Source organism: Paenibacillus sp. Soil787, assembly GCF_001429545.1.
Taxonomy (GTDB): Bacteria; Bacillota; Bacilli; order Paenibacillales; family NBRC-103111; genus Paenibacillus_E.
In genome coordinates this window covers 287,777-314,425 of sequence record NZ_LMSP01000034.1, presented here as the reverse complement: position 1 = coordinate 314,425, position 26,649 = coordinate 287,777, and the positions used below count along the sequence as shown (strand labels likewise).

Sequence of the window (26,649 nt, the reverse complement as noted above, 5' to 3'; positions counted from 1 at the left end):
TCAGTAGATAAGAAAAACGCGCTCGAACCTGAAGGACGACGGAGTTGTTTATCCTTGGTTATCGAATGGAAATTTTATAGGAACGCAGCCATGTATCCACTTGTGCCAAATAGGCGAATAGTTGAGGACCTGTCATCAACTGACCAAACCATGGAAGGTCGAAGTCATTCGTCTCCGAGCTGGCAAGTGCACGGATTTTCTTAACATCAATGAAAGGAAGTAAGGGTGAGCTGGGATCATCCAGAATTTCCAGCACCCATTTTCTCACAGCGGCTAAATAATTAGGGTTGTGAGTTTTTGGATAAGGACTCTTCTTGCGAGTGAGCACATCCTCAGGAAGAACACCTTTGAGCGCTTTGCGCAAAATACCTTTCTCCCGATCACCTGATGTTTTGATTTCCCAAGGAATGTTCCAGACATACTCGACAAGACGGTGATCGCAGAATGGGACGCGAACTTCAAGTCCGACGGCCATACTCATACGATCCTTTCGATCGAGAAGTGTCGGCATGAACCGGGTAATGTTTAAGTAAGACATTTCTCGCATACGGTTTTGCTGCTGTGTTTCCCCAGCTAACCGCGGTACTTCGCTGAGCGCTTGCTGGTATCGATTACTGACATACTCGACGGGTTTGATCCAATCCACAAGATCAGGAGCCAGCAGGTCGACGCGATTGTTTAGCTTCAAAGACCAAGGGAACGTACCCGCAGCCAAAGCTTCTTCGTTGTGGAACCATGGATATCCGCCGAATATTTCGTCAGCGGCTTCACCGGAAATCGCAACCGTCGCTTCTTTTTTGATCTCACGGCAAAATAAATAAAGAGACCCATCCACATCAGCCATTCCTGGTGTATCGCGGGCAAATACTGCTGTTTTTAGTGATTCCACAAGCTCGGGTGTGTCGAATTCAATATAGTGATGCTCGGTTCCTAAATGCTCCGTCATCCGTTTAATCCAAGGTGCATCTGAATTTGGCTGAAAGATGTTGGCTTTAAAATGCTTGTCATTATCTTTGTAATCAACGGAAAAAGTATGCAGAGCGCCTTGCTTGCTTTCCTTGTAATGAGCAGAGGCAAGTGCCGTAAGAGCACTAGAATCAAGACCACCCGATAGAAGAGTACAGATGGGGACATCAGACACAAGTTGGCGCTGGGACGTATCGCTAAGCAGTTGCCCAACTTGCAATGCCGTAGCAGCTATATCGTCGGAGTGCTGGTGGCTTTCGAGCTTCCAATACGTACGAATGGATAAGCCATTGCGGTCAAAAACAGCGCATTGTCCTGGTTTGAGCTCTGACATATTGCGATAAATCCCATGACCAGGTGTACGAGCTGGACCTACTGCGAAGATTTCGGCCAAGCCTTCTGCACCAACCTCTGCTTGGAAGTCGGGGTGTGCAAGTATAGCTTTCGGCTCTGAGCCGAATAGAAGCACACTATTTTGATGAGAATAAAAAAGCGGCTTTACACCAAGCCGATCTCTGACCAAATAAAGAGATTGTTCCTGATCATTCCAGGCCGCGAAAGCGAAAATGCCATTAAGTCGATCTACACAAGCTCTCCCCCATTCAATAAAGGCAACAAGCAGCACCTCTGTATCACAGGTCGTGCGGAAATGATGCCCACGAAGTTCTAGCTCCTTTTTGAGTTCAGGGGCGTTATAGAGTTCGCCATTATATACGATCGTATACGTGTAGTCTCCTTGTTTCCGTATCATGGGCTGAGCGCCGTTTTCCGGATCCATTACACTAAGACGTCGATGGCCGAGGGCACAATGCTGTGAAATCCAAGTACCAGAAGCATCAGGTCCACGCAAATGGAGCGTTTCCGTCATATTTTCTAGAATGGACGGGTACCCGGTCAAGTCTTTCCGCCAATCTATCCAACCCGTTATTCCGCACATAGACGTTCCTTCCTTTCCTTATAAAGAGAGCATGATGATAAAAGGTATGCAAACTCAAGGTATATAATGTCTGTCCAGAATGGGATGGGCGCAGTCAACCGGACGGATTTTGTGTTTTACAGACAGGCCTGATACAATAAACCCAATTCTTTCTTACTAAATGACAAAGGTGATGACCATGAAAAAGAAACACTCTAAAGCACAAATTGATTATCTGGCCTCTAGAGAGCACTTTCTGCAAATCAGCAACCAAGCGGATAAACGAATTGCGGAATTAAAAGAAGAAGGTAAAGAAGTTGGGCAAGCAGAAATGGAAGAAATTATTGAGCGTGTCGGCTTGCATCGTGCTTATAATGAACTTACCCAAGCGGAGAATGTCTTGATTAACTGGACACAAACGGCTATCAAAACAGAACCGGAATTTATTCAAAATCGCACTAATTTTGAGGAATTATACGAAAAAGTCAAAACAGATGCAGAAGCAAGAGGCGCGATTCTTAATCTTGCCATGCGTTTAAATTTAGAGCTTGTGTGACATTCTAAAGAGGTAGTGCCATTCTTTCTTCAGGAGGCGAATGCTCATGGATAGTCATTTCATTAGCAAACTGCACGAAAAGCAGAGAAAAGCCAAGAAGAATTTCAAGACACAAGGGGACGGACGTCCGGAAAGTAATATGCCGAACAACAAGCACTAATGTCTAATGGCACCACCAAGAGCTTGTAGGGAATCTTCCTTACAAGCTTTTGCTTTACTTTTGTCCTTCGTCCTTTATGGGTATTTTAAACCAGCATATTTGTTGCGATATCTCTCCATACTAATCAAGTGATCATTATTTCAACTTACAGGAGGATTAATCCATCATGAGCAAAAAGAAAAGTAAAAGTATGGATCAGAGGATACAGAGCACAATCGATCATTCGAAGCAATCTTCTCGCATACAGTCCAATTTGGATTCAACAGAGCCAGGGCATCACCAACCGAATCGTCCTTCCGTTTAAACGAGTGATTTGAATTCGTAAATACAGCTTCCGATGAAGTCCCTACCATTTGGTTGGGGCTTTTTCCTTGTTTGTAAATAGAGTATGAGGTAAGATGAGATTTAAGTTTAAATGATGATTTAAGTTTAAAAGATTTTGATTAATTCGGTCATAATTTCATATCCGAAATAGGTGCTTGCCTTTCCGCTATCCAAGCGTAGGGTAAGCTTAAAAGGGAAGATCGGTTAGAAGCCGACGCGGTCCCGCCACTGTAACAGAGGAGTCAACGTCTCTATGCCACTGATCGACCGATTGGGAAGGCTGACGTTCGATGAAGATCCTGAAGCCAGGAGACCTGCCTATTTCAGCAGCACAGTAATATACCTACGGGAGATAGGGAGGTGTTCTTATGAGTACGTGGGATCTATCCACAGTCCAACATCATGTACTTATCTGTAACGGGGGATCTTGCCTGAAACATTCAGGAGATGAAACAACACTAGCCATTCGAGATGAAATTTCGAAGCACGGAGCCGAGCATCTAATACATACAACTCGGACTAGATGTAATGGCCGCTGTCAGGACGCAGGTGTTGTCACTGTATATCCGCAAGGGATTTGGTACAAAGAAATGACACCAGAGGCTGGTAGAAGGCTTGTTAGAGAGCACTTACTAGAGGGCAATCCACTTCAGGAACATATGATTTATAGTTTTGAGGAACGCTTTGTGCCAACCGGAAAAGGGAATACGGGCATTAGTCGCATACAAAGTAAATAAGAATATATTTTATACATAGAGCATATTTCACGTATATAGCGTCTCTACGTTCCCTCCCTCTGTTAGCATGTTATTCAAAACGTATCTTCGCTCATTCGTGTCATTATTAAAGTAACCTCTATTGAAACGAGGGAATCAATATCATAGAAGAGGGCTGTCCTCAAGTAGATCATTATCTACCTTTGTGACAGCCCCTTTTAACTTTATAGTAGAGTCGTTGATGATAATTATACAAAGACTTTTTGTAACAATGTTGTAAAATCACTCACATTCTTGGGCGCCGAGTCCACCAAAATATAGCCCAACCAACGGGAAGGAATCCTTCCATTTTATTTTAACAAATTTGGATAAACAAAAAAAGACCGCGATTTCTCGCGATCCTTTTACCGTGCATGAACGTCCCAGGAGGGATTCGAACCCCCGACCGCACGCTTAGAAGGCGTGTGCTCTATCCAGCTGAGCTACTGAGACATAGACCTCTTCTTACCTTGCGGATGTGATCCGTTTAGCGAAGCAAGAGTTATATTATCATATGGATTAAAGTGAAGTCAACCCTATTTTATAAAATAATTTTGCATTCACTTGGACAATCAAGTAAACTGTCACCAGCGAGACCAAGATTTCTGAGGTGATCATCATAACAGACCCATCCATCAATAACTTAATTCTTTTTCCGAAAACAGAGCAATATTACGAAGAGGAGCTGACTCGGTTTCTAAAAACAGAGCAGTATAGTGATGCGCTCCAGCTGCTAACTTTTCTACTGCAATTTCCAACAGTAGACCCTCACAAAGCCGAACAATGGGAAGCTCTGCGGAACTGGCTGTATACCATGTATCCGGAATCCATGTTCCCCATGACGCCGCCAATGGAAGAGGACCTAGAGGAAGAAACAGATTTATTACGGCAATACATACAAGAAAAGACAGCCGATGATGGCGCCTTTGCGCTTAAGCTTCTGAATATGCTAAAAGACGGTACGTTGGAGCAGCAAGTCAATGCCCTTGAACAATTGGGGTTCATCGATCAATCCGAAGTAAGCCAACGTGTAAAGGATTGGCTATGTGAGAAGCCGCGGCACCCTCACATTCAATTCAAAGCTTTGCAGGCGCTTAAACAGATGGGGGAGCGAGGATTTATCGAATTCCCCAAGAATGGGGAAAAAATCCTTGTCGAGATCGAAGAGACACCGATGTGTCCGGAGGATTTTCCATCACGTATTCGTGATATGATTCGCAGAGTCGGAGACATTAGTGAAATAAGCCAACCTGATTTTGTTTATTTTGCCAAACAAACCTGGCAGGAATTTCTAGCCTATGCCTATGGGACATCGATCTATACAGATCTACAGAATGCGGAAGAAGGCGCAGTTGATGTGTGGGCATCTGCCCTTCATGCTATTCTTCAAGAGAAATTGTTTGGTACGGTGAATCGTGAAGAGTTACTAGACAATTACGGAATTGTCGATTCCATGAAGCTGCAATGGAAACGAGCTAATCTTGTGCTGCAAGCGTTTGTGAAGCAGTTTAATCCGGACCCATCATAAGGCAAGAAAGGCTGCCTTGAAATGAAAATCTTATATGGTATAATAGAATGGTTGTAATGAGCGTAACGTGAAAATATGTCATCGTACATTTTTGGAGGGGAAAGCATAAAATGAAAGCAAGTTGGGAAAAAATAGAGAAGAACGTAGGCGTTCTTGAAGTGGAAGTTGGCGCAGAGCGCGTAGCAGATGCTTTGGATAAAGCATTTAAAAAGGTATCAGCGAAAGTGAATGTTCCAGGATTCCGTAAAGGGAAAGTGCCTCGTTCTATCTTTGAAGCTAAATTTGGTGTAGAAAGCTTGTATCAAGATGCTTTAGATATCATTTTGCCAGAAGTTTATGTGGAAGCGATTGAAGAGGTTAAAATCGAGCCTGTTGATCGTCCTGAAGTAGACGTTGAGCAATTCGGCAAAGGACAAGTGCTGAAGTTCAAAGCAAAAGTTACTGTTAAGCCTGAAGTAACACTTGGCGAATACAAAGGTATCGAAGTTGAAGCTGCAAGCGCAGTTGTAACGGATGAGGAATTAAATGATGAGCTTACTCGTTTGCAACAGCGTCATGCTGAATTGGTTGTTCTTGAAGAAGGACAAGCAGCTAATGGTGACGTCGTAGTCCTTGATTTCGAAGGATTCGTTGATGGAGAAGCGTTTGAAGGCGGCAAAGCGGAGAAATACTCCCTTGAGCTTGGTTCCAACTCCTTCATTCCAGGTTTCGAAGAGCAACTGGTAGGACTTGGTAAAGGCGAAGAGAAAGAAGTTAATGTTAGCTTCCCTGAAAACTACCACTCTGAAGATTTGAAAGGCAAAGCGGCTGTGTTTAAAGTGAAAATTCACGACATTAAACGCAAAAACTTGCCAGAGCTTGATGATGAATTTGCTAAAGACGTGAGCGAGTACGATACACTTGTAGAGTACAAAGAAGAGTTGAAAAAACGTCTTCAAGAACGCAAAGAAAAAGATTCAGAGGCTGCTCTGGAAACAGCTGTTGTTGAAAAAGCTGCAACTAACGCTGAAGTTGAAATTCCAGCTTCTATGGTAGAGGCAGAGCTTGATGTTATGGTGAAGGAATTTGAAAGACGTCTTCGCTCCCAAGGCATGACGCTTGAAATCTACTTCCAGTTCTCCGGTCAAAACGAGAGCGTGCTGAAAGAACAAATGAGAGAAGACGCTGACAAGCGTGTTCGTAACAACCTTGTTCTTGAAGCCATCGCAGCTGCAGAAAAAATCACAGTTTCCGATGAAGAAGTTGACACGGAGCTTGAGAAATATGCACAATCCTACCAAAAAACAACGGCAGAACTTCGTGAACTGTTTGCTTCTAACGGCAGCCTAGAAGGTCTGAGCAACGATCTTGTGATTAGAAAAACGGTTGACTTCTTGCTCGAAAATAGCAAGCATGTTTCCGCAGCAGTATAAATAAGGTAAGATAAGGCACGTACGTAAGCAACGTGCCTTTCTTTTATCCTATTTTAGCCCCCAAACTGCCCAAAACCGTAAGAAATACCCTCATACATAGCAGTTCTCTGAAAAAATGACTTTGCTGTTCAAACGTGTTAAACTGTATCTGAATCTCAATTGAGAGAACTTGGCTATTGCCGCAAAAGGAGTTGGTACAATGAGTCTTATTCCTATGGTTGTTGAACAAGAGGCTCGTGGGGAACGTTCTTACGATATCTACTCGCGTTTATTAAAGGACCGCATTATCTTCATTGGGAGCGCTATTGATGACGATGTGGCTAATTTGGTCATTGCCCAGCTGCTCTTTTTATCAGCTCAGGATCCCGACAAGGACATCCACTTATATATCAATTCACCAGGTGGATCTGTAACAGCTGGAATGGGTATCTTCGATACCATGCAGTTTATTAAACCAGATGTATCTACGATTTGTGTAGGTATGGCTGCAAGTATGGGCTCTTTGCTGTTAACAGCAGGTGCCAAAGGTAAGCGATACGCGCTGCCGAATGCAGAAGTTATGATTCACCAACCGCTCGGCGGTGTAAGAGGTCAAGCAACCGATATCAAAATCCACGCGGATTGGATTATCAAAACGAAGCAAAAACTCAACCAGATATATGTGGACCGTACGGGACAGCCGCTTGAAAAGATCGAAAGAGACACCGACCGGGATAACTTTATGAGCGCTGAAGAAGCGAAGACATACGGGTTAATCGACGAGGTTATCACTCGAAACGACTTGAAATAAAGGAGTGATCCCATGTTTAAATTTAACGATGAAAAAGGCCAACTCAAATGTTCCTTTTGTGGAAAATCCCAAGACCAAGTACGCAAACTTGTTGCAGGTCCGGGAGTTTACATTTGTGATGAATGTATAGAGCTTTGCACGGAGATTGTGGAAGAAGAATTAGGGCATGAAGAAGAGCTAGATCTGAAAGATGTTCCTAAACCAAAAGAAATTCGCAATATCTTGGATCAATACGTTATCGGGCAAGAACAAGCGAAAAAATCATTGGCTGTAGCGGTTTATAATCACTACAAACGGATCAATTCGCAAAACAAGCTAGAAGATGTTGAGCTTCAAAAAAGTAATATCGTCCTTCTAGGACCAACAGGAAGCGGTAAAACGCTGCTCGCGCAAACGCTTGCCAAAATTTTGAATGTTCCTTTCGCGATCGCTGATGCCACTTCTTTGACAGAAGCTGGTTATGTGGGCGAAGACGTAGAGAACATTTTGCTCAAATTGATTCAAGCAGCCGATTATGATGTAGAAAAAGCCGAACGCGGCATTATCTATATTGATGAGATCGATAAAGTGGCACGTAAATCCGAGAACCCGTCTATTACTAGAGACGTTTCCGGCGAAGGTGTTCAACAAGCTTTGCTCAAAATTCTTGAAGGTACGGTTGCCTCTGTTCCTCCGCAAGGTGGTCGTAAGCATCCGCATCAAGAATTCATTCAAATTGATACAACCAACATTCTGTTTATTTGCGGTGGAGCTTTCGATGGCCTCGAGCAAATTATCAAACGCAGAATCGGTAAAAAAGTAATTGGTTTTAGCACGGATGGGGCTAAAGTTGATTTGAAACCAGGCGAGTACTTATCCATGGTGCTTCCGGAAGATCTCTTGCGATTCGGATTAATCCCGGAATTCGTAGGTCGTCTGCCAGTCATCTCCACGCTAGAGCCGCTGGATGAAGCAGCACTTGTTCGTATTCTTTCCGAGCCTAAGAATGCGCTCGTTAAGCAGTACCAGAAGATGCTCGAGATGGATAATGTATCCCTCGAATTCGACGCAGAGGCGCTTGATGCCATTGCGAAGGAAGCGATCAAACGTAATACTGGCGCGCGCGGTCTGAGAGCCATCATTGAAAGCATTATGCTTGATGTGATGTTCGAAGTCCCTTCGAGAACAGACGTCACGACATGTGTGGTATCCAAGGAAACGGTTCAGAACAAGATCACTCCTGTTTTGACGACCAAAGATGGCGTGCAGGCGACTGGTAAGAAGAAAGAAGAAAGTGCGTAACCCATAATTTCACAAAATTACACACAGCCTCCAATCCGATTCCCTACTAATGGGAATTGGAGCGGAGGATGTTTGGTGTCATGGGGAGAGAAACCATAATGTTCCATAGAAAAGATACGCGGGCCGTTCGTGTAGGCGATTTGACGATCGGTGGCAGCAATGAAGTTATCATGCAAAGTATGTGTACAACGAAGACAGCTGATGTGAAGGCGACAGTGGCTGAAATTCTTCGTTTGGAAGAAGCAGGCTGTCAAATTGTTCGTGTCACGGTTAACAATAAGGAAGCCGCTGAAGCAATTAAAGAGATCAAAAAACAAATTCATATTCCACTCGTTGCTGATATTCACTTTGACCATCGCTTAGCGCTTGCTGCTATTGAGAATGGCATTGATAAAGTGCGTATCAATCCAGGTAATATCGGCCGCCGCGAGAAGGTAGAAGCGGTTGTTAAAGCTTGTAAGGAACGCGGCATACCGATTCGGATCGGCGTCAATGCAGGTTCGCTGGAGAGCCATCTTCTCGAAAAGTATGGGTACCCAACGCCTGAAGCTATGGTAGAGAGTGCTTTATTCCACATTAACATTCTGGAAGAGCTTGATTTCCATGATATTATCGTTTCACTCAAAGCTTCCGATGTTCCGATGGCGATTGCAGCTTATTCGCAAGCGGCGAAAGCATTCAACTACCCACTTCACCTCGGGATTACTGAGGCTGGAACGCTCTTTACAGGGGCTGTGAAGAGTGCGGCAGGAATTGGTACACTCCTCAACATGGGACTCGGTAACACACTCCGTATCTCGCTTAGCGCGGATCCTGTTGAAGAGATTAAAGTGGCTCGTGAGCTGCTCAAAACGTTCGGATTGATTACTAACGCTGCAACTCTCGTTTCCTGCCCTACTTGCGGCCGCTTGGATATCGATTTGTTCTCAATCGCTAACGAGGTCGAGGATTATATTGCAAAGATCAAAGTGCCGATTAAGGTATCTGTACTTGGCTGTGCAGTAAATGGTCCAGGAGAAGCGCGTGAAGCTGACATCGGTATTGCAGGTGCTCGTGGTGAAGGTATGCTTTTCCGTTATGGAGAAATGATTCGTAAAGTGCCTGAAGCAGAATTGCTGGCTGAGCTTAAAAAAGAAATTGATATCATCGTAGATTCTTATGAAAAAACGGGTGTAATTCCAGGACGTAAGCACTAATTGCCTTTATGTTAAAAAATAAGCCGTTAAATGTGCCTTGGGTGAGGTGCTTTTAACGGTTTTTTTTGTAGATAATACTTCCATGCCGTGTTGCGGCACCACTGATGAATGAAAAATTATTAATTTTCAGGGCAGAAAGTATAAGTTTTATTCTATTGCTTCGCATTATCTTGACAAACGCGCTCGTACTAGAAGGACGACGGAGTCGTTTATCCTTGGTGCTGTCTGTTAGAGATTCAGAACCTATGATTATACGGGGCTGTTACTGATACACAGGTAGATAGAACAGTAGGTAAAAAACCATAAATCAGTGTTTAAAGGGAACTAGAGTGCACTATTTTGGAAATATGCGCTAGAAATTTGAATTGGCGGAACGTGGGTACGCTATTTCTAAAAAAAGAGAGGTTTTCAAACGAAAACAATGAAATAGCGAACCGTAGTTCCTCGTAATCATGAATTTGTATGTTTTTGGCTCAAATAACGAATCGTAGTTCCCTTTGAGATCTTTTTTTCGGCACTGTTCTCTCCCTTTCCCTCGTTTTCTTTACCTGCACCTGAATATGTTCCTGTATTAGTTCCCACACTCACACTCGCTCGCACCCTTACTGCACCCTTACTCGCCCCCGCACCCGCACTCGCTCGCACCCTTACTGCACCCTTACTCGCCCCCGCACCCGCACTCGCTCGTACCCTTGCTCGCACCCTTACTCGCCCCCGCACCCGCACCCAAACCCAAACTAGCCTTTGCACTTGGACCCGCACCCGTACTAACCCCTTGCACTTACACCCACCTAGCTTCCATATAGCCCCGCAAGCTCCCAAAAGCCGTTTATTCCTTATACGCATATTTGTAGCGCAAGAGAAGCATAATGAGTAAAAATGGAAAGCATGTTCATATGAAGTAAGTTTTTCTAACGAATACATGCAAACAAGGAGATGCTATGAATTTGCCAAGCAAGTATAGGACTGCTCGTCACATTACCCTTACGGTAATCGTAGGGATTTTTTTGCTTCTTTTACCTTGGCATACGGATGCTTCAGATGCGGTAATGCCTGCACAGCATGCAGCTGAGATCAAGACGAAGAAGGTGGCCATTGTCATTGATGACTTTGGCAATAATATGGACGGCACCAAAGAGATGATGGATCTACCCATCCATTTCACTGTCGCTGTCATGCCTTTCCTCCCCTCTTCCAAACAAGATGCGCAATTAGCACACGATAAGGGGCATGAAGTCATTCTACACCTTCCTATGGAGCCTGTGAGGGGCAAGAAGAGCTGGTTAGGTCCAGGGGCCATAACTACAGACTTATCAAATGATGAGATTCACAAAAGGATCGTAGCGGCAATCGAAGATATTCCCTATGTAATAGGAATTAATAATCATATGGGATCCAAAGCTACTGCGGATGAGAGAGTAATGAAAATTCTCGTTGAAATCTGCAAAGAGAAGAATCTCATTTTATTAGATAGCCGTACGACTCCAAAAAGTCTAATTGGCAAGTTGGCGGGCCAAAGCGGAGTTCCGTATTCTGAGAATCAACTTTTCTTCGATGATCTTTATACGTACAGTCACATTAGCAATCAAATGGTGAAATTTAAAAAGTTAATCCATCAACGAGACGTGGTCATCGCGATCGGACATGTGGGCCCACCAGGGAAAAAAACAGCCCAAGTCATTAAAGAGGCTATTCCGGCCATTCAAAAGGAAGCTACCTTTGTTCCAATTTCACAAACAATGAAGCTAAATCTTAATTAGGATGAATCATGGCAAAGTACTGATCTACGGCTTGAGTAATGGCTTTTGCCAGCTTGGCTTGATGATGAGAATCACTCAGCAGCTTGCGGTCTGCTTTATTGGATATAAATCCTAGTTCAACGATAACAGCGGGGCATTTCGTGTGCTTGAGCACATAATACTTTTTACCGAAAACAGCCCGTTCTTCCGTACCATAAAGTCGATTCAGGTTATCCTGTAAAAGTTGAGCGAGTAAAATGCTCTCCGATTGATTTTGATAAATGACAAGTGGTCCTCTTCGATCAGGTTTTCTAGACCAATTAATATGCATGCTTAGCATCATTTTTGGCTTAATGGTATTAGCGATTCCGGAGCGCTGCGCTAAATCTTTGCGGTGTCTTCCGCCGAAAGACCACTTGTTATCTTCACTTAAAGCGTAGTCCTCTGTCCTGTTGATGATGACGCGATAGCCCCTTTTTTTCAGCAGCTTATATGTTTTTTTGGATATGGCTAAATTCATATCTTTTTCTAGATATTTACCGTGCAAAGTACCGCTGTCTATGCCCCCATGCCCAACGTCAATAATGATATCAGCACTAGGCAGTAGGGGATCATTAGCCAAAGCGGATGCATCAGAGGTCTTACAAAGACAGAGGAAGACAAGTAGAATCATCAAGATTTGCTTCAAGCGAACCACGTCCTTTTGCGTGAATATCTCCTCTTATCCTTCTTCTGTAAGGGGGCCATCATACATCACGTAAAAGTTTGCATGTATTGGATTAACCTTCTTTTTCACGGGAATAATGGAAGCTATGACAAAAGTTTGAGTTGTTTTTACGGAAGTTAGCAAAGACTAGCTTACGAAATTAGTTTTCTTACGAAAAACCAAGCATGTGCTTACGATGACAGTTTGCCAAAGCAAAACTCAGCTTACGCTTACGAAGACAGTTTTCTGGCGAAAACTTAGCCAATGCTTACGATGACAGTTTTGCTAAAGCAAAACTCTTAGGAGGTTATGACAAATGAGTTTAAGTATTATTCTTATGGTAATTCAAGTTTTCTTTGCCGTTGTGATTGGGTTGTATTTCTGGAATTTGCTGCGTAATCAACAGACGAACAAGTCTGCTGTCGATAGAGAGTCCAGGAAAGAATTGGAGAAATTAAGAAAACTGAGATCCATTTCATTAACAAAACCGCTCTCAGAGAAAACAAGACCGTCCTCGATGCAGGATATCGTTGGCCAGGTTGAAGGATTGAAAGCCCTAAAAGCCGCGCTATGCGGTCCCAATCCGCAGCATGTCATTATTTATGGTCCCCCTGGGGTTGGTAAAACGGCTGCCGCTCGTGTTGTTTTAGAAGAAGCTAAGAAAAATCAGGAGTCACCCTTCCGTCCGGACTCCAAATTTACAGAAATCGATGCTACAACAGCGCGCTTTGACGAAAGAGGAATTGCAGACCCTCTGATTGGTTCTGTTCATGATCCTATCTATCAAGGTGCAGGTGCAATGGGGGTTGCGGGGATACCACAGCCTAAGCCAGGTGCCGTAACGAAGGCGCATGGCGGCATTTTATTTATCGATGAGATCGGTGAATTACACCCCACTCAGATGAACAAATTATTAAAGGTGCTGGAAGATCGTAAAGTATTTCTGGAAAGCGCGTATTATAGCTCCGAGGATACGAATATTCCAGGCTATATTCATGATATATTTCAAAATGGTCTACCCGCTGATTTCCGCTTAGTAGGGGCTACAACACGTACACCTAGTGAGATTCCTCCAGCTATCCGTTCGCGCTGTTTGGAAATTTATTTCCGTCCTCTTTTACCGGGTGAGGTAGGGGAAATTGCTCGGAAAGCCCTTGATAAGATTGGCTTCAAGAAATGTGAGGCTGCTGTTCAAGTTGTAACGAAATATGCAACCAATGGCAGAGAGGCAGTGAATGTGATTCAGCTTGCCGCGGGTATTGCCTTAACGGATAAGCGTGATGAGATTACTGCAGCCGACATTGAGTGGGTTGTCAATTCATCACAAATTCCACCGAGACCAGAGCGGAAAATACCAGCGCAACCGCAAATTGGATTCGTCAATGGATTAGCTGTGTATGGGCCTAATTTGGGTACACTACTTGAGATCGAAGTGACCGCGATACCAATTGCAGCTGCCGGTACTGGGAAATTTAATATTACGGGTGTTGTAGATGAAGAGGAAATGGGAGGAGGCTCTCGAACCATTCGCAGAAAGAGTATGGCTCGCGGATCGGTGGAAAATGTTCTGACAGTCCTTCGCAAACTTGGATTTAATACGTCAGATTATGATCTGCACATTAATTTCCCTGGCGGAGTGCCTATCGATGGACCCTCTGCAGGCATTTCCATGGCAACAGCTATTGCATCTGCGATACATAAAATACCAGTAGATAATAAATTGGCAATGACGGGTGAAATGAGTATCCATGGTAAAGTTAAACCCGTTGGCGGCGTTGTCGCGAAGGTTGAAGCTGCATTCCAAGCGGGAGCTACCAAAGTCATTATCCCTAAAGAAAACTGGCAAGAAATGTTCGCTAATTTGCCGGGGGTAGAGGTACTTGCTGCCGACTCAATCGAAGAAGTGCTGGAAGTTGCATTAGGCTTAGAGCTTCATGATAATGTGATTCACTTGCCTTTTGCCACGGAAAGGACGATTCCAGCTTCGTCTCTACCCATTTTACATGCGAATTCACAACATACAATTGACTCCTAAATCAGAGTGAAGGAAACCTTACATGACGAGTCAGGGTGCCAGTTGGTATTTTGTTTGCAGTTTTGATAAAATGTAAAGGGCAACGAGGGTATAGAAATAAGTTCCAAGAAGCGGAGAGACTTTGAACTCCGTTCAAAGATCCCAAAATGAAGTGACTTTGAGCTCTGCTCAAAGATCCCTATAAATGGAGGTGCAGAGGATGGGACCCGGAAAAATCAAGGTGCGCAGATTGCCGCTATTGCCTCTTAGGGGACTGCTGGTTTATCCGAGCATGGTTCTACATCTGGATGTAGGGCGAGAAAAGTCGGTTAAAGCACTCGAGCGGGCAATGGTGGATGACAGCATGATTCTCCTCTGCTCTCAATCAGAGATCAACATAGAAGAACCTGCCAAAGAGGATATCTATCGCATTGGTACAATTGCTAAGGTACGACAAATGCTGAAACTGCCGAATGGAACCATTCGTGTCTTGGTAGAAGGCGTTTTGCGTGCTGAGATCGTTGAATACCTGGTGAATGATGAATATTATGAAGTCACGGCTAAGGAGTTACCAGAGCAAGAAATCACCGATCCTGAGATCGATGCGCTCATGCGAAGTGTACTAAGCCAATTCGAGCATTACATTAATTTGTCTAAAAAAGTTACACCAGAAACGCTTGCTGCTGTTTCGGATATTGATGAACCAGGCCGTTTAGCGGATGTCATATGCAGTCACTTATCGCTCAAAATTAAGGATAAACAAGAGATTTTGGAGACCGTCGATGTACGTGAGCGTCTCGAGAAAATGCTCAATATCTTGAATAATGAGCGAGAAGTGCTTGAACTCGAACGTAAGATTAGTCAACGTGTTAAGAAGCAAATGGAAAAAACGCAGAAGGAGTACTACCTTCGCGAACAGATGAAAGCCATCCAGAAGGAGCTTGGCGATAAGGAAGGCCGCGCTGGCGAAGTGGATGACCTGCGCAACCAGTTAACGGAAGCCGAATTGCCAGAGAAAGTCCGCGAGAAGGTTGAGAAGGAAATCGACCGTCTGGAGAAGATGCCAGCGACTTCGGCCGAGGGAGGCGTCATTCGCAACTATATTGATTGGCTGCTGGGACTGCCTTGGTCCAAAAACACCGATGATGACTTGGATTTGGATAAAGCCGAAGAAATCCTGAATGAGGATCATTTTGGACTTGAGAAGCCAAAGGAGCGCGTACTCGAGTACCTAGCGGTACAGAAGCTTGTTAAGAAGCTGAAAGGACCTATTCTTTGTTTAGTTGGTCCTCCGGGCGTTGGTAAAACTTCCATTGCTCGTTCGATTGCTAGATCCATGGGAAGACAGTTCATTCGTATCTCGCTTGGCGGGGTCAGAGATGAAGCTGAAATTCGCGGTCATCGTCGTACGTATGTTGGGGCTATGCCGGGACGGATCATCCAGGGAATGAAGAACGCTGGAACGAATAATCCTGTTTTCTTGCTAGATGAAATTGATAAAATGGCAATGGATTTCCGCGGCGATCCTGCTTCGGCATTGCTTGAAGTTCTTGATCCCGAGCAGAATAGCACTTTTAGTGATCATTTCATTGAAGTTCCGTTTGACTTATCCAATGTCATGTTCGTGACAACGGCAAATGCTGTTCACAATATTCCTCGCCCCTTGTTAGACCGTATGGAGGTTCTCTATATTCCTGGTTATACAGAGATTGAGAAACTGCAAATTGCGAAAAAGTATTTGCTGCCTAAACAGAAGCGTGAACATGGTCTAGAAGAAGATCAACTTGTCGTGGACGAGGCTGCCTTAATGAAAATCGTACGTGAATATACGCGTGAAGCGGGTGTACGTAATTTAGAGCAGCAGGTCGCAGGTATGAATCGTAAAGCAGCCAAAAAGATCGTGTCTGATCCAACTACACCAGTACATGTAACGGAAGAAAACTTGAAGGACTATCTAGGACCGAGCAAGTTCCGCTATAGTGTAGCAGAAGAGAAAGATCAAATAGGTGCTGTAACAGGCCTTGCTTGGACGGAAGTTGGCGGAGATACTTTAGTTATTGAGGTCACCGTTATGCCTGGAACAGGCAAATTGACTTTGACAGGTAAACTCGGTGATGTGATGAAGGAATCGGCTCAAGCAGCTTTTAGTTATACACGCTCGAGAGCTGAAGTGCTCGGCATCGCACCTGACTTTCATGAGAAGAACGATATCCATATTCACATTCCTGAAGGAGCCATTCCAAAGGATGGTCCATCCGCAGGGATTACGATGGCTACCGCATTGATTTCAGCATTAACGAATATTCCTGTTTCTCGTGTAGTTGCTATGACAGGTGAAATTACATTGCGCGGCCGAGTACTTCCTATCGGTGGGCTCAAAGAAAAGGCGCTAGCTGCACATCGTGCTGGTATCCGTACCATCCTGCTGCCTCAGGACAATGAGAAAGACATCATCGAAATTCCAGAAAGTGTCCGCGCCGAGATGACCTTCATTCCAGTCAGCCATATGGATCAAGTGCTTGAACATGCGCTTGTCAAAAATAAGCCTCCCGTGCAAGTCGGATAACGATAGAAAGTAGTTGAACATCCATGAAAGTCAATCAAGCTGAGTTTATTATCAGTGCGGTTGGACCTAGCCAATATCCAGAGGATGCCTTGCCAGAGATTGCTCTGGCAGGGCGTTCTAATGTCGGGAAATCCTCACTCATTAACTGTATGATCTCCCGCAAAAATTTGGCCAGAACCAGCTCGCAGCCCGGCAAAACCCAAACGCTTAACTATTATAAAATCAACCAGGACTTATATTTCGTAGATCTTCCAGGTTACGGCTACGCCAAAGTTTCCAAAACGAAACGAGAGCAGTGGGGGAAATTCATTGAGAGCTACTTAATGAATCGAGAAACACTGCGCCTTGTTATGCAATTAGTTGATTTACGGCATCCTCCTTCCAAAGATGATCAGGCTATGTACGAGTGGCTAAGACATAATGATGTGCCTGTCATCGTCATTGCGACTAAGGCCGATAAGATCCCGAAAAGCAGATGGCCGAAGCATATCAAGATTGTGCGAGAAACACTGGGGATGGATAAAGGTGTCCAGCCGTTGATGTTCTCCTCGGAGCTTGGGCTCGGCAAAGACGAGCTGTGGGGGATTCTAGAGCAAGCTATTTCTTATGGAGAGCCTGAGCCTGAAGAAGCAAACGAACTTGTGACCCAGCAAGAACAAGATAAAGAACAAGAACCGTCCTGATTCATAGGGCGGTTTTTTGTATATAAGGATAAGAAGGACGTCAAAAGACAGAGAAAATCAAGAAGAAGCACACGGGAAAGTGAGGTTTACTGGGGAAAATTTGCTGGCATTCCGTAATTTCTTGGTTTTTTCAGAATATTTGGCTGATTATAATGAAATACACGCAGGAATATTAGAGACGCATGTAGTATAATAATAAACAAGGTAATAGTTAATGGCTTGAAAACAAAGAATCGAGGGATTTTTATGGCACAAAGGTTAGCGACTGAATATGTCAAAACCTGCCTCCAGTTAACAGAAGCCGAGATGTTCAGGTTTTTTCAAATGTTTGTGGATCATCAAGTGACATTGCAAGTGAAAGTCTTGGAAAATGGCAACCAAGAGGTTGTTTTTCAAGATGGAGCAGGTCAGGAAATCGTCCTTTCATTTGAGAAGAAATCAGGCCTATATGAATGCACAGGATCCTGCAGATTAAGTAACACATTATTGGCTAATTTGATGCGTAAAGCGGTGTCGGAGTTTAAAGGAAGCGCAACAGTAAACCGAATTTACCCTAGTTATACCATGGTTTACTATTATGAACGTGGAACCGTCGTCAAAATCGAGGAAGTCAAAGGGCAATTGTTGACCGTTATCTACGAGTACAAAGACACCATTGGTCTCATGCAGCAAATGTTCCAAAAGAGAGAAGTCGAGCAAGAGATTGAAATGATCTACGATCAGATTAACCATCTTCTTGATTTGCGCAATATACTGCAGGAACAGGAAGAACATCAGCAGATCGACACTCGCCTCAACGAGCTAACACATCGTTTGTTTATATTGGAGGCTTAACTACACATATACCCAATTACAATAGACCCTTTTTAGGGTCTTTTTTGTTTTAAGGCACTTGTCAAAAAAAACTATTGCATTTCTCGTCGATAGATGTTATTTTTATTCTCGTTGAAACAATATAGGAACCAGGATTCACTCAGGACATTGAATGTTGCGAGAGATTATACCCTCGGGAAGTGAATGACGTAGGTCCTAGCGGATGAAATTTTTTTCAGACATTTTATTCCTAGGAAGGGGGAACCGAAAGATGGAAACTGAATACTCAACTTTCGGAAGACACGTTGCTGTAGATACTTGGGGGGTAGATTTCGAACTTCTGAACAATGCAGATTGGCTGCAGGCTCAGATGGTAGAAGCTGCCGAGGTATGCGGAGCAACCGTACTATCTGTACAATCCAAGCAATTTGAACCACAAGGAGCAACTGTACTTGTTATGTTGTCCGAGAGTCATCTCTCCATTCATACTTATCCTGAGAGAGGTTTTGCCGCGCTTGACTGTTATACATGCGGTGAGACAGTGGACCCTCAATTAGCAATTGACTTTATGGTATCCGTATTGAAACCAGAAACATTCTATGCGAAGAAATTAGTTCGCGGAATGGGTGAACTGCAAGTAGAAACTCCTGAAATAAAGCATGCAGAGCTTGTTAAATAAGAATCTGCGCATAACAATAACGATAACCACGGAGAAATCCGTGGTTATTTGTTTGTCCAGATACCCATACAATGTTATTGCGACACATGTCCGAACATGAAGCAAACATGAACTGGGGGAACGGAATTGAAACGAAAAATAGTTAGAAAAGCAGTGATTTACAGTATTGTTGTTTTCCTAATCATCTGGCCTATCTATCAGCTCGTTCAAATACTAGGCCCGCATAAAGAAGAGCATGATGCTACCCATCTCCTGTACCAAGTATCTCTGTTTCAGATGGAACTTCTAAAGAGCTATCTGGAAGAAGCTGCTCAAAGCAAGGATACCGATGGCTTGAATGCTGTGGGGCAAGCCCTCTATTCGGCAAGTTATACACATGAACGCCTCGTGCTTGCTGCAGGAGGAAGTGAATATCTGACTACACTGGACAGTATGACCCAGCTAACGCAATACTTGAAGCGTATGCAGGTGGGGGGAGAGCGACCATTAAAGCCTGATGAGCTCCAGGTTTTGAAGGAAGTTTGGCTTCAGTACAAGAGTCTGTACGATGTGTATGAGAAAATTATGGCTTCGAATGGCGATATTGTTTCGTCCCAAAATACGAAGCTGGCTGAACTAGATCGAAATTTAACCTCTTTTATACGAAAAAAGGCACTTCAATAAAGAGTTTATAGGGAGGATCTTTGAACTACGCTCAAAGATCCCTAAGCGGAGAGATTTTGAGCTACGCTCAAAGATCCCTATATTAGGTATATAGCAACCGAATACTGTTAAAACTAACGAGCAGAATGAAGCATTCATAAATTATACAAAAAATTTGTCGGATTGCATGTTTTGCTGTGCTATAATGGTACATAGAATTAGACGGAAAGGCAGGTGGTACCTTTGCATATTATCGCACTAGGCTTGAATTATCGTACGGCCCCGGTAGAAATTCGGGAGAAGTTCGCTTTCTCCGATCAGGATTTACCTAAGGCATTGGCAGAATTAAAAGAAACGAAAAGTATATTGGAGTGTGTAATTGTCGCCACCTGCAATCGCACGGAAATCTACGCGGTTGTGGATCGACCGCAGATGTGCAGTCATTATTTGACACACTTCATTGAACGTTGGTTCCAAGTCGGTAAGGATCAATTCCAAAAACATTTATATATGTATGAAAATGAAAAAGCGATTGAACATCTATTTCGTGTAACAAGCGGGTTAGATTCTATGGTTATTGGGGAAACCCAAATTCTGGGACAAGTGCGGGATGCTTTTTTATCATCTCAAAATATGAAAGCAACCGGAGCTTATTTCAATACGTTGTTTAAGCAATCCGTGACGCTTGCCAAAAAAGCTCACTCCGAAACAGGCATAAGCAATAATCCAGTTTCCGTCAGCTACGCCGCGGTGGAACTTGGTAAACGAATATTCGGTACCTACATGAATAAGACTGTTATGATTATTGGTGCTGGTAAGATGAGCGAACTTACGGTAAAGCACCTTTACGCGAATGGCGCTAACAAAGTTATCGTGGTTAACCGTACGTTTGAACGTGCAGTAGAATTGGCCGAGAAATTTAACGGTATTCCATGTACCATGGATAATATGCTGGAGCATTTGGCGGAAGTGGATATAATTATTAGCTCGACAGGCGCTCCGGGATATGTTCTAACGAAGAATGATATTCAGTCCTATGTTCAAAAAAGAAAATCACGTCCGCTATTTATGATGGACATTGCAGTCCCTCGGGATCTAGATCCGCAAATTAGCGGCTTGCCTAATGTTTTTCTTTATGATATCGATGATCTGGAGAATATCGTAGATAAGCATTTGCAAGAGAGAAAGAAAGAAGCAGCTAAGATTGAAACGATGATTGAAACTGAAATGGGTGTTTTCGAACAATGGACGAAGACGCTAGGAGTAAGTCCAGTCATCAGCGCTCTTCAAACAAAAGCGAGTCAGATCCACGAAGAGACGATGGACAATATGCTAAAGAAGCTGCCGGACCTAGATGAACGTGAAATTAAAGTGATTCGTAAATTAACGAAAAGTATAGTGAATCAAGTGCTGCGCGACCCGATCCTCCGCATTAAGGAAATGGCGGGAGAACGTCATGGCGATGAAGCGCTTGAGCTATTCACGAAACTGTTTGCCCTAGAAGAGACCCTTGAACAACAAGAGCAAGCCGATCAGTTAGCACAAGAACGAGAAGCCGGACATAAAGCAGTTGAAGCTAAGCAGACGCTGGATGATAAGATGTCCGTGCTTAGTCTACAGAACGCTGATGTTCTAGCCCAATCTTGAAGAAAAGGGCGCTAATCGCCTAGGAGAGGTGCCATGGTAACACGTAGCTGGTTGTTTGATGCGATGATTTATATGTATGCCCTGAGCCTATTGTTTTACTTTTCGGATTTCGCTAATGCGAACCGAAGTGCGAAACGGATGGGGACGGGGCTGCTTTTGTTTGTATGGGTTCTGCAAACCGCTTACTTAGGAATGAACTTGTATGGTCATTTGACGGAATGGGCATTTGCCCGGTCGGACGTACTTTTTATGTTTTCGTGGTTGATTGTCACGATATCACTGTTGATTAACCGATTTTTCCGCATTGAATTATTTGTATTTTTTGTGAATGTACTCGGTTTTGCCATTTTGGCTTTGAATGTATTCAGTAATCCGAACGTAACGCCAATTAAGCCCGATTGGAACATCAATGATGAGCTATTATTTATACATATTACCCTAGCGATTGGCAGCTACGTGGCATTCTCGATTGCAGCTATTTTCTCAGGCATGTATGTGTTCTTACACAAAATGCTGAAAGCGAAGAAATTTTCACAAACGGTAATGAGATTACCTTCGCTTGAGAAAATTGAGCATTACACCTATCTCTCCGTTATTATAGGAGCACCCTTGCTTCTTATGGCTTTAAGTCTGGGTGTGGTTTGGGTTGTACTGGAGGGAGATCGTAATTTACTTTATGATCCTAAGGTAATTAATTCATTTTTTGTATTAGCAGCGTACGCTTTTTATTTATTTCAGCAGCATTCTATGCGTATTTCGGGCACTAGGCTAGCAGCTTGGAACCTTGCGGCATTCTTGATTGTAGTTCTCAATTTCGTGGTTTCTAATCTGGTTTCAGGTTTTCATGGCTGGATATGGAGCTAACGACGATGAACCATCCCTATCCGATTATGATGAATCTGTCTGGACGCCGATGTTTAGTTGTAGGCGGCGGGGCAGTAGCTGAACGAAAGGTGAAATCGCTGCTGCAAGCAGGTGCCCATGTAACAATCGTAAGCACAGAATTTACTGAGGAGCTTATGAAGATGGAGAACCAGTCTGAAGTGGTCCTCTATAGGCAAACGTTTCAGCCTTCGATAATGATCGATGAAAGTTCAGATTTTGCGCCTTACACTTTGGTTGTAGCTGCAACGAACGATGCGAAAGTTAATGCCGGGGTGTATGAGATAGCATCAAGGCTGGGACAGCTGATCAACGTTGTTGATCAACCACAATTGAGCTCCTTCATCGTACCTTCCGTTGTTCGTAGAGGGAAGTTAGTTATTGCCGTTTCAACAGGCGGCGCAAGTCCTTCAGCTGCTCGTAAGATTGCTCAAGAATTAGACACCGCTTATGGCGAGGAGTATGAAACTTACCTCGATTTCCTTAGTGATTTGCGGTTATTGATTCAGAGTAAGGTGACCGATAAAGAGGTAAGACAACGTGTGTTTAAAGAGATGCTAGAATGGGACGTGCTTTCCAAAATACGGGGCGGAACGTTCGAAGGTTGGAAAGAAAAGCTTTACATAACCATAGAGAAAGAACCTTGGATGCAGGGGCAAGCCGGAGATAGAGGTACAGCTCTATCTGCTTGGTTAGCAGCAATCAAGGATATCGGGCAGCGAGATCAGGGAGGCGGGTAGAGATGAGAACAATCATTGTAGGAACTAGGCAAAGCGCGTTGGCACTAACTCAGACAGGACAAGTTGTGGAGCTATTAAAACAGCTTGCAGCTGAACATGGGATCGCGTGTCAATTTGAAATAAAGAAAATTGTCACGAAGGGCGACCGCATTTTGGACGTCACCTTATCTAAGGTAGGCGGGAAGGGTCTGTTCGTGAAGGAAATCGAACAGGCACTCGTGGACGGCGACATCGACATGGCCGTCCACAGCATGAAAGATATGCCCTTCGAGCTACCCGAAGGGCTAGTCGTTGGAGCGGTGCCGAAGCGTGAGGATCCGCGCGATGCGCTGATCACACGCGGGCACCGCTCCCTGGACGAGCTGCCGCAAGGCGCGCTCGTCGGCACCAGCTCGCTGCGGCGCGCCAGCCAGCTGCAGCATCTCCGCCCGGACCTCCGTATCGAGTCGATCCGCGGGAACATTGATTCGAGGCTGCGCAAGCTCGATGATGAGAACTTCGATGCGATTCTGCTTGCCGCGGCCGGTTTGCACCGGATCGGCTGGCAGGATCGCATCAGCGCGTACTTGCCGCCCGAGATCTGCCTCCCTGCCGTAGGGCAGGGGGCGCTGTGCATCGAGTGCCGGGGCGGCGACGCCTTCATGCTGGACCTGCTGAGCAGGTTCCAGCATGAGCCTACCGCGCTCGCGGTGCGAGCGGAGCGGGCTTTCCTCGGCAGACTCAATGGAGGCTGCCAAGTGCCGCTCGGCGCTTACGCGAGCATAAGCGAAGACAGCAGCGCATCAGAGGCGCCGCTGCTCACTTTAACGGGCATGGTCGGTACGCCGGATGGCGTCACCATGCTCAAGGAAACAGCTTCCGGGAGCGATCCGGAAGCGCTTGGTTTGCTTGTCGCCGATAAGCTTATTGCGCAAGGCGCAGAACGTATCCTGGCTGAGGTAAGGAAGTGAGCATCGTGAACAAAGGAAGAGTCTATCTCGTTGGTGCAGGTCCCGGAGATCCTAAACTCATCTCGGTTCGCGGTATGGAAGCCATTCAGAAAGCCGATGTCATCGTTTATGACCGGTTGGCCAACCCTCGTTTGCTCAAGCATCGCAGACCGGAAGCTGAGCTGATCTTTGTTGGCAAGCTTCCGGACAAACATATACTAAAGCAAGAAGAAATTAATCAACTGCTCGTGGATTTGGCCCTTCAAGGGAAAGTCGTGACTCGTCTCAAAGGCGGCGATCCCAGCGTCTTCGGTCGAGTGGGAGAGGAAGCGGAGCTGCTCGCAGATAATGATGTGATCTTCGATATTATTCCGGGTATCACATCCTCGATTGCGGTTCCTGCCTATGCGGGAATTCCAGTCACACATCGCGACTTCACTTCGTCTTTTGCAATTATCACCGGACATGAATACCCGAATAAAACCTATTCCAGTTTGGACTGGGAGCATCTGGCTAAGGCGATTGGCACCATGGTCTTCTTGATGGGTGTAGCGAATCTTGAACAAATTTGTCGCGAATTGATTCGCTGCGGCAAACCGCCGGAAATGCCTGTTGCTCTTGTCAGATGGGGAACATGGGCGGATCAGGCTACAATTACAGGAACGCTGTCAGACATAACGGAAAAGGTCAGAGAAGCTAATTTCAAATCGCCAGCCGTTATTATTGTTGGCGAAGTTGTTAAGCTGCGTGAGAAGCTGGCCTGGATTGAGAAGAAGCCGCTATTTGGGCGTCGAGTGCTGGTCACAAGAGCTAGAAGCCAAGCAAGTGAGCTTGTGGATTTAATCGATGATATGGGTGGGGAAGCAGTCGAATTCCCTGTTATTCGATTACAACCGCCAAGTCGCCCTGAGGCCATTCAAGCATTGGATCTGGCGCTAGACAAGCTTCATGAATTTGACTGGGTGCTGCTGACAAGCGTCAACGGTGTTGAGTATTTTTTCCGCAGGCTGCGTGAAAAAGGGATTGATGTTCGCAAAATGGGGAATGCTCGCATTGCAGCCGTAGGCCCCAAGACAGCTGAAGCGCTAGCTGAGCGTGGCATTATTGCGGATGTACTCCCGGCCAAATATCAAGGCGAGGGTATCTTGGAAGCCATTCAAGCAGATTTGAAAGCCGGTCAGAAGATGCTATTACCTACGGCTGATCTGGCACGTGATTATTTGCCTGCTAAGCTCAAAGAACTTGGTCTTGAAGTAACCGAAGTCGATGTCTACGAAAATGTACTAACAACAGACGATGGGGATGAAATCATACATCTTCTGCAAAATCAAAGCATTCATATCATAACTTTTACAAGTTCATCTACGGTTACAAATTTGCTTGAAGCCTTGCGTCAGCTGGGTGTAGAAGATCCGTTATCCTTGCTGCAAGGTGTTGAAATTGCCTGTATTGGACCCAAAACCGCAGAAACCGTAAGTCAATATGGGCTGCCAGTAACGTATATGGCTGAAGAGGCTACCGTTGCATCATTAGTACAAAGTATGTCCCAGAAGGACGACGGAGTCGTTTATCCTTGACCTAAATAATAAAAATGTCTCAGATGTAGTTTCTTATGAAGCTGCATCTGATCGCCAATAAGGAGGCGGAATTCTTCATGAGTTTCCCTATCGTTCGTAATCGCCGCTTGCGCGGCAATGCAGCTATTCGTAATCTGGTACGTGAAAATCAAGTGACTGTTCACGATGTTGTACAACCGATTTTTGTTACACATGGTTCGAACATCAAGTCCGAAATTGCTTCGATGCCAGGCGTTTATCATTTTTCTTTAGACAGAGTGCAAGAAGAGATCGAAGAAATTACAAAGCTTGGCATTCAAGCTATTCTCCTGTTTGGTGTTCCGGATCATAAAGATGCGAAAGGAACATCCGCTTTTATGGATGATGGCATTGTGCAGCAAGCAACTCGTTTGATTAAAGAATTGAATCCGAATTTGCTCATTATCGCCGATACGTGTCTATGTCAGTATACGGATACAGGCCACTGTGGTGTTATCCATCATCATCCGATTACGGGACAGGCTGATGTGGCCAATGATGCTTCCTTGGAGCTATTGGTTCGGACGGCTGTTTCGCAAGCCAAAGCGGGTGCTGACATTATCGCTCCTTCCAACATGATGGACGGTTATGTACATGCGATTCGTTCAGGTTTAGATGAAGCTGGCTATGAGAATACACCGATTATGGCCTATTCCGTTAAATATGCATCGGCATACTATGGTCCATTCCGAGATGCAGTGGATTCTACACCGCAATTCGGTGACCGCAAGACATATCAAATGGATCCAGCCAATGGGCGCGAAGCTTTGCGTGAAGCGGAAAGTGACGTTGCGGAAGGCGCTGATTTCCTCATGGTGAAACCGGCTCTTGCTTATATGGACATCATTCGAATGCTGAAGGATAACTTCGATTTGCCGGTAGTGGCCTATAATGTGAGTGCGGAGTATTCGATGATTAAAGCTGCAGCCATGCAGGGCTGGGTGAATGAAGAGGCTATCGTAATGGAAACAATGACTAGCTTCAAACGTGCCGGTGCTGATATTATTTTGACTTATTTTGCCAAAGACATTGCTCGATATCTGAAAAAATAACTAATATCCATATAGAGCCATTCACCTAAGATGCAAGGCGAGCAGTTTCCGGTGGAAACGATCAGCATGTAGTCATAG

Annotated in this window: 24 protein-coding genes, 1 tRNA gene and 1 riboswitch; of the genes, 22 read left to right on the top strand and 3 right to left on the bottom strand. The window is 44.6% G+C overall.

The window, feature by feature from the left end; all coding sequences use genetic code 11:
* Positions 1-58: 58 nt before the first annotated feature.
* Positions 59-1,903: an asparagine synthase (glutamine-hydrolyzing) gene (asnB, locus tag ASG93_RS25120; RefSeq protein ID WP_056836398.1), complete on the bottom strand. Its 1,845-nt coding sequence runs from the start codon at positions 1,901-1,903 to the stop codon at positions 59-61.
* Positions 1,904-2,081: 178 nt separating this feature from the next.
* On the opposite strand from asnB, the gene ASG93_RS25115 reads away from it, so the two are divergent.
* The 4 genes from ASG93_RS25115 to ASG93_RS25110 all read left to right on the top strand — a co-directional run bounded on the left by ASG93_RS25115 (position 2,082) and on the right by ASG93_RS25110 (position 3,659).
* Entirely contained in the window at positions 2,082-2,438 is a 357-nt protein-coding gene (locus ASG93_RS25115; RefSeq protein ID WP_056836396.1) for a hypothetical protein, read from the top strand.
* A 46-nt stretch (positions 2,439-2,484) separates the two neighbouring features.
* Positions 2,485-2,598 carry a DUF4023 family protein gene (locus tag ASG93_RS34460; RefSeq protein WP_082615079.1) on the top strand — a complete coding sequence of 38 codons (114 nt, stop codon included), beginning with the start codon at positions 2,485-2,487 and terminating at the stop codon, positions 2,596-2,598.
* Positions 2,599-2,764: 166 nt separating this feature from the next.
* A complete protein-coding gene (locus tag ASG93_RS35415; RefSeq protein ID WP_156390195.1) occupies positions 2,765-2,902 on the top strand; it encodes a hypothetical protein in 138 nt (45 codons plus the stop codon).
* 152 nt (positions 2,903-3,054) lie between these two features.
* A riboswitch (cobalamin riboswitch) is annotated at positions 3,055-3,259 on the top strand.
* Between the two features lie 31 nt (positions 3,260-3,290).
* On the top strand, positions 3,291-3,659 hold the full coding sequence (locus tag ASG93_RS25110; RefSeq protein WP_056836394.1) for a (2Fe-2S) ferredoxin domain-containing protein: 369 nt from the start codon (positions 3,291-3,293) through the stop codon (positions 3,657-3,659).
* Between the two features lie 397 nt (positions 3,660-4,056).
* On the opposite strand, the gene ASG93_RS25105 is transcribed toward ASG93_RS25110, so the two are convergent.
* Positions 4,057-4,130 (bottom strand) — tRNA-Arg (locus tag ASG93_RS25105).
* 157 nt (positions 4,131-4,287) lie between these two features.
* On the opposite strand from ASG93_RS25105, the gene ASG93_RS25100 reads away from it, so the two are divergent.
* The 6 genes from ASG93_RS25100 (at position 4,288) to ASG93_RS25070 (ending at position 11,644) form a co-directional block, all read left to right on the top strand.
* The gene (locus tag ASG93_RS25100; RefSeq protein ID WP_056836393.1) at positions 4,288-5,205 is read left to right on the top strand and encodes a hypothetical protein; all 918 of its coding nucleotides are present in this window, start codon (positions 4,288-4,290) and stop codon (positions 5,203-5,205) included.
* Positions 5,206-5,315: 110 nt separating this feature from the next.
* The gene (tig, locus tag ASG93_RS25095) at positions 5,316-6,617 is read left to right on the top strand and encodes a trigger factor (RefSeq protein WP_056836391.1); all 1,302 of its coding nucleotides are present in this window, start codon (positions 5,316-5,318) and stop codon (positions 6,615-6,617) included.
* A 199-nt stretch (positions 6,618-6,816) separates the two neighbouring features.
* Positions 6,817-7,407: an ATP-dependent Clp endopeptidase proteolytic subunit ClpP gene (gene clpP / locus ASG93_RS25090; RefSeq protein WP_056836389.1), complete on the top strand. Its 591-nt coding sequence runs from the start codon at positions 6,817-6,819 to the stop codon at positions 7,405-7,407.
* A gap of 12 nt (positions 7,408-7,419) precedes the next feature.
* Positions 7,420-8,688, top strand: a complete 1,269-nt coding sequence (gene clpX, locus ASG93_RS25085; RefSeq protein ID WP_056836387.1) for an ATP-dependent protease ATP-binding subunit ClpX — start codon at positions 7,420-7,422, stop codon at positions 8,686-8,688.
* 98 nt (positions 8,689-8,786) lie between these two features.
* A complete protein-coding gene (gene ispG / locus ASG93_RS25080) occupies positions 8,787-9,884 on the top strand; it encodes a flavodoxin-dependent (E)-4-hydroxy-3-methylbut-2-enyl-diphosphate synthase (RefSeq protein WP_056836385.1) in 1,098 nt (365 codons plus the stop codon).
* Between the two features lie 941 nt (positions 9,885-10,825).
* Positions 10,826-11,644: a divergent polysaccharide deacetylase family protein gene (locus tag ASG93_RS25070; protein WP_082615078.1), complete on the top strand. Its 819-nt coding sequence runs from the start codon at positions 10,826-10,828 to the stop codon at positions 11,642-11,644.
* Here the strand turns inward: ASG93_RS25070 and ASG93_RS25065 are convergent.
* Positions 11,637-12,311, bottom strand: a complete 675-nt coding sequence (locus tag ASG93_RS25065; RefSeq protein ID WP_156411032.1) for an N-acetylmuramoyl-L-alanine amidase family protein — start codon at positions 12,309-12,311, stop codon at positions 11,637-11,639. The two genes, ASG93_RS25070 and ASG93_RS25065, sit on opposite strands and share 8 nt — an antisense overlap.
* A gap of 334 nt (positions 12,312-12,645) precedes the next feature.
* Between ASG93_RS25065 and lonB the strand changes: the two genes are divergently transcribed.
* From lonB to hemB, 12 genes are all read left to right on the top strand, one after another.
* Positions 12,646-14,364 carry an ATP-dependent protease LonB gene (gene lonB / locus ASG93_RS25060; RefSeq protein WP_056836379.1) on the top strand — a complete coding sequence of 573 codons (1,719 nt, stop codon included), beginning with the start codon at positions 12,646-12,648 and terminating at the stop codon, positions 14,362-14,364.
* Positions 14,365-14,563: 199 nt separating this feature from the next.
* A complete protein-coding gene (lon, locus tag ASG93_RS25055; RefSeq protein WP_056836376.1) occupies positions 14,564-16,909 on the top strand; it encodes an endopeptidase La in 2,346 nt (781 codons plus the stop codon).
* A gap of 23 nt (positions 16,910-16,932) precedes the next feature.
* Entirely contained in the window at positions 16,933-17,592 is a 660-nt protein-coding gene (gene yihA / locus ASG93_RS25050; RefSeq protein WP_056836374.1) for a ribosome biogenesis GTP-binding protein YihA/YsxC, read from the top strand.
* Between the two features lie 246 nt (positions 17,593-17,838).
* On the top strand, positions 17,839-18,426 hold the full coding sequence (locus ASG93_RS25045; RefSeq protein WP_056836372.1) for a hypothetical protein: 588 nt from the start codon (positions 17,839-17,841) through the stop codon (positions 18,424-18,426).
* 250 nt (positions 18,427-18,676) lie between these two features.
* The gene (speD, locus tag ASG93_RS25040) at positions 18,677-19,084 is read left to right on the top strand and encodes an adenosylmethionine decarboxylase (RefSeq protein WP_056836369.1); all 408 of its coding nucleotides are present in this window, start codon (positions 18,677-18,679) and stop codon (positions 19,082-19,084) included.
* A 126-nt stretch (positions 19,085-19,210) separates the two neighbouring features.
* On the top strand, positions 19,211-19,747 hold the full coding sequence (locus ASG93_RS25035; protein WP_056836368.1) for a hypothetical protein: 537 nt from the start codon (positions 19,211-19,213) through the stop codon (positions 19,745-19,747).
* A gap of 222 nt (positions 19,748-19,969) precedes the next feature.
* Entirely contained in the window at positions 19,970-21,373 is a 1,404-nt protein-coding gene (gene hemA / locus ASG93_RS25030; RefSeq protein ID WP_056836366.1) for a glutamyl-tRNA reductase, read from the top strand.
* A 33-nt stretch (positions 21,374-21,406) separates the two neighbouring features.
* Positions 21,407-22,237: an inner membrane protein YpjD gene (locus ASG93_RS25025; protein ID WP_056836364.1), complete on the top strand. Its 831-nt coding sequence runs from the start codon at positions 21,407-21,409 to the stop codon at positions 22,235-22,237.
* Between the two features lie 5 nt (positions 22,238-22,242).
* Positions 22,243-22,995, top strand: coding sequence for a bifunctional precorrin-2 dehydrogenase/sirohydrochlorin ferrochelatase (locus ASG93_RS25020; RefSeq protein ID WP_056836363.1), 753 nt, complete (start codon positions 22,243-22,245; stop codon positions 22,993-22,995).
* A 2-nt stretch (positions 22,996-22,997) separates the two neighbouring features.
* Positions 22,998-23,945 carry a hydroxymethylbilane synthase gene (gene hemC / locus ASG93_RS25015; protein WP_056836360.1) on the top strand — a complete coding sequence of 316 codons (948 nt, stop codon included), beginning with the start codon at positions 22,998-23,000 and terminating at the stop codon, positions 23,943-23,945.
* A 5-nt stretch (positions 23,946-23,950) separates the two neighbouring features.
* On the top strand, positions 23,951-25,501 hold the full coding sequence (gene cobA / locus ASG93_RS25010) for a uroporphyrinogen-III C-methyltransferase (RefSeq protein ID WP_056836358.1): 1,551 nt from the start codon (positions 23,951-23,953) through the stop codon (positions 25,499-25,501).
* A 77-nt stretch (positions 25,502-25,578) separates the two neighbouring features.
* Complete coding sequence (gene hemB / locus ASG93_RS25005) at positions 25,579-26,571, top strand: porphobilinogen synthase (protein WP_056836356.1); 993 nt, start codon at positions 25,579-25,581, stop codon at positions 26,569-26,571.
* Positions 26,572-26,649 lie beyond the last annotated feature (78 nt).

Coding starts and splice junctions, on each gene's coding strand:
- ASG93_RS25110 (WP_056836394.1), top strand. CDS start 3,291: ATGAGTACGTGGGATCTATCCACAGTCCAACATCATGTACTTATCTGT.
- ASG93_RS25020 (WP_056836363.1), top strand. CDS start 22,243: ATGAACCATCCCTATCCGATTATGATGAATCTGTCTGGACGCCGATGT.
- hemB (WP_056836356.1), top strand. CDS start 25,579: ATGAGTTTCCCTATCGTTCGTAATCGCCGCTTGCGCGGCAATGCAGCT.
- ASG93_RS34460 (WP_082615079.1), top strand. CDS start 2,485: ATGGATAGTCATTTCATTAGCAAACTGCACGAAAAGCAGAGAAAAGCC.
- lonB (WP_056836379.1), top strand. CDS start 12,646: ATGAGTTTAAGTATTATTCTTATGGTAATTCAAGTTTTCTTTGCCGTT.
- hemC (WP_056836360.1), top strand. CDS start 22,998: ATGAGAACAATCATTGTAGGAACTAGGCAAAGCGCGTTGGCACTAACT.
- ASG93_RS25070 (WP_082615078.1), top strand. CDS start 10,826: ATGAATTTGCCAAGCAAGTATAGGACTGCTCGTCACATTACCCTTACG.
- clpX (WP_056836387.1), top strand. CDS start 7,420: ATGTTTAAATTTAACGATGAAAAAGGCCAACTCAAATGTTCCTTTTGT.
- lon (WP_056836376.1), top strand. CDS start 14,564: ATGGGACCCGGAAAAATCAAGGTGCGCAGATTGCCGCTATTGCCTCTT.
- yihA (WP_056836374.1), top strand. CDS start 16,933: ATGAAAGTCAATCAAGCTGAGTTTATTATCAGTGCGGTTGGACCTAGC.
- tig (WP_056836391.1), top strand. CDS start 5,316: ATGAAAGCAAGTTGGGAAAAAATAGAGAAGAACGTAGGCGTTCTTGAA.
- clpP (WP_056836389.1), top strand. CDS start 6,817: ATGAGTCTTATTCCTATGGTTGTTGAACAAGAGGCTCGTGGGGAACGT.
- ASG93_RS25025 (WP_056836364.1), top strand. CDS start 21,407: ATGGTAACACGTAGCTGGTTGTTTGATGCGATGATTTATATGTATGCC.
- speD (WP_056836369.1), top strand. CDS start 18,677: ATGGAAACTGAATACTCAACTTTCGGAAGACACGTTGCTGTAGATACT.
- asnB (WP_056836398.1), bottom strand. CDS start 1,903: ATGTGCGGAATAACGGGTTGGATAGATTGGCGGAAAGACTTGACCGGG.
- ASG93_RS35415 (WP_156390195.1), top strand. CDS start 2,765: ATGAGCAAAAAGAAAAGTAAAAGTATGGATCAGAGGATACAGAGCACA.
- ispG (WP_056836385.1), top strand. CDS start 8,787: ATGTTCCATAGAAAAGATACGCGGGCCGTTCGTGTAGGCGATTTGACG.
- ASG93_RS25045 (WP_056836372.1), top strand. CDS start 17,839: ATGGCACAAAGGTTAGCGACTGAATATGTCAAAACCTGCCTCCAGTTA.
- ASG93_RS25115 (WP_056836396.1), top strand. CDS start 2,082: ATGAAAAAGAAACACTCTAAAGCACAAATTGATTATCTGGCCTCTAGA.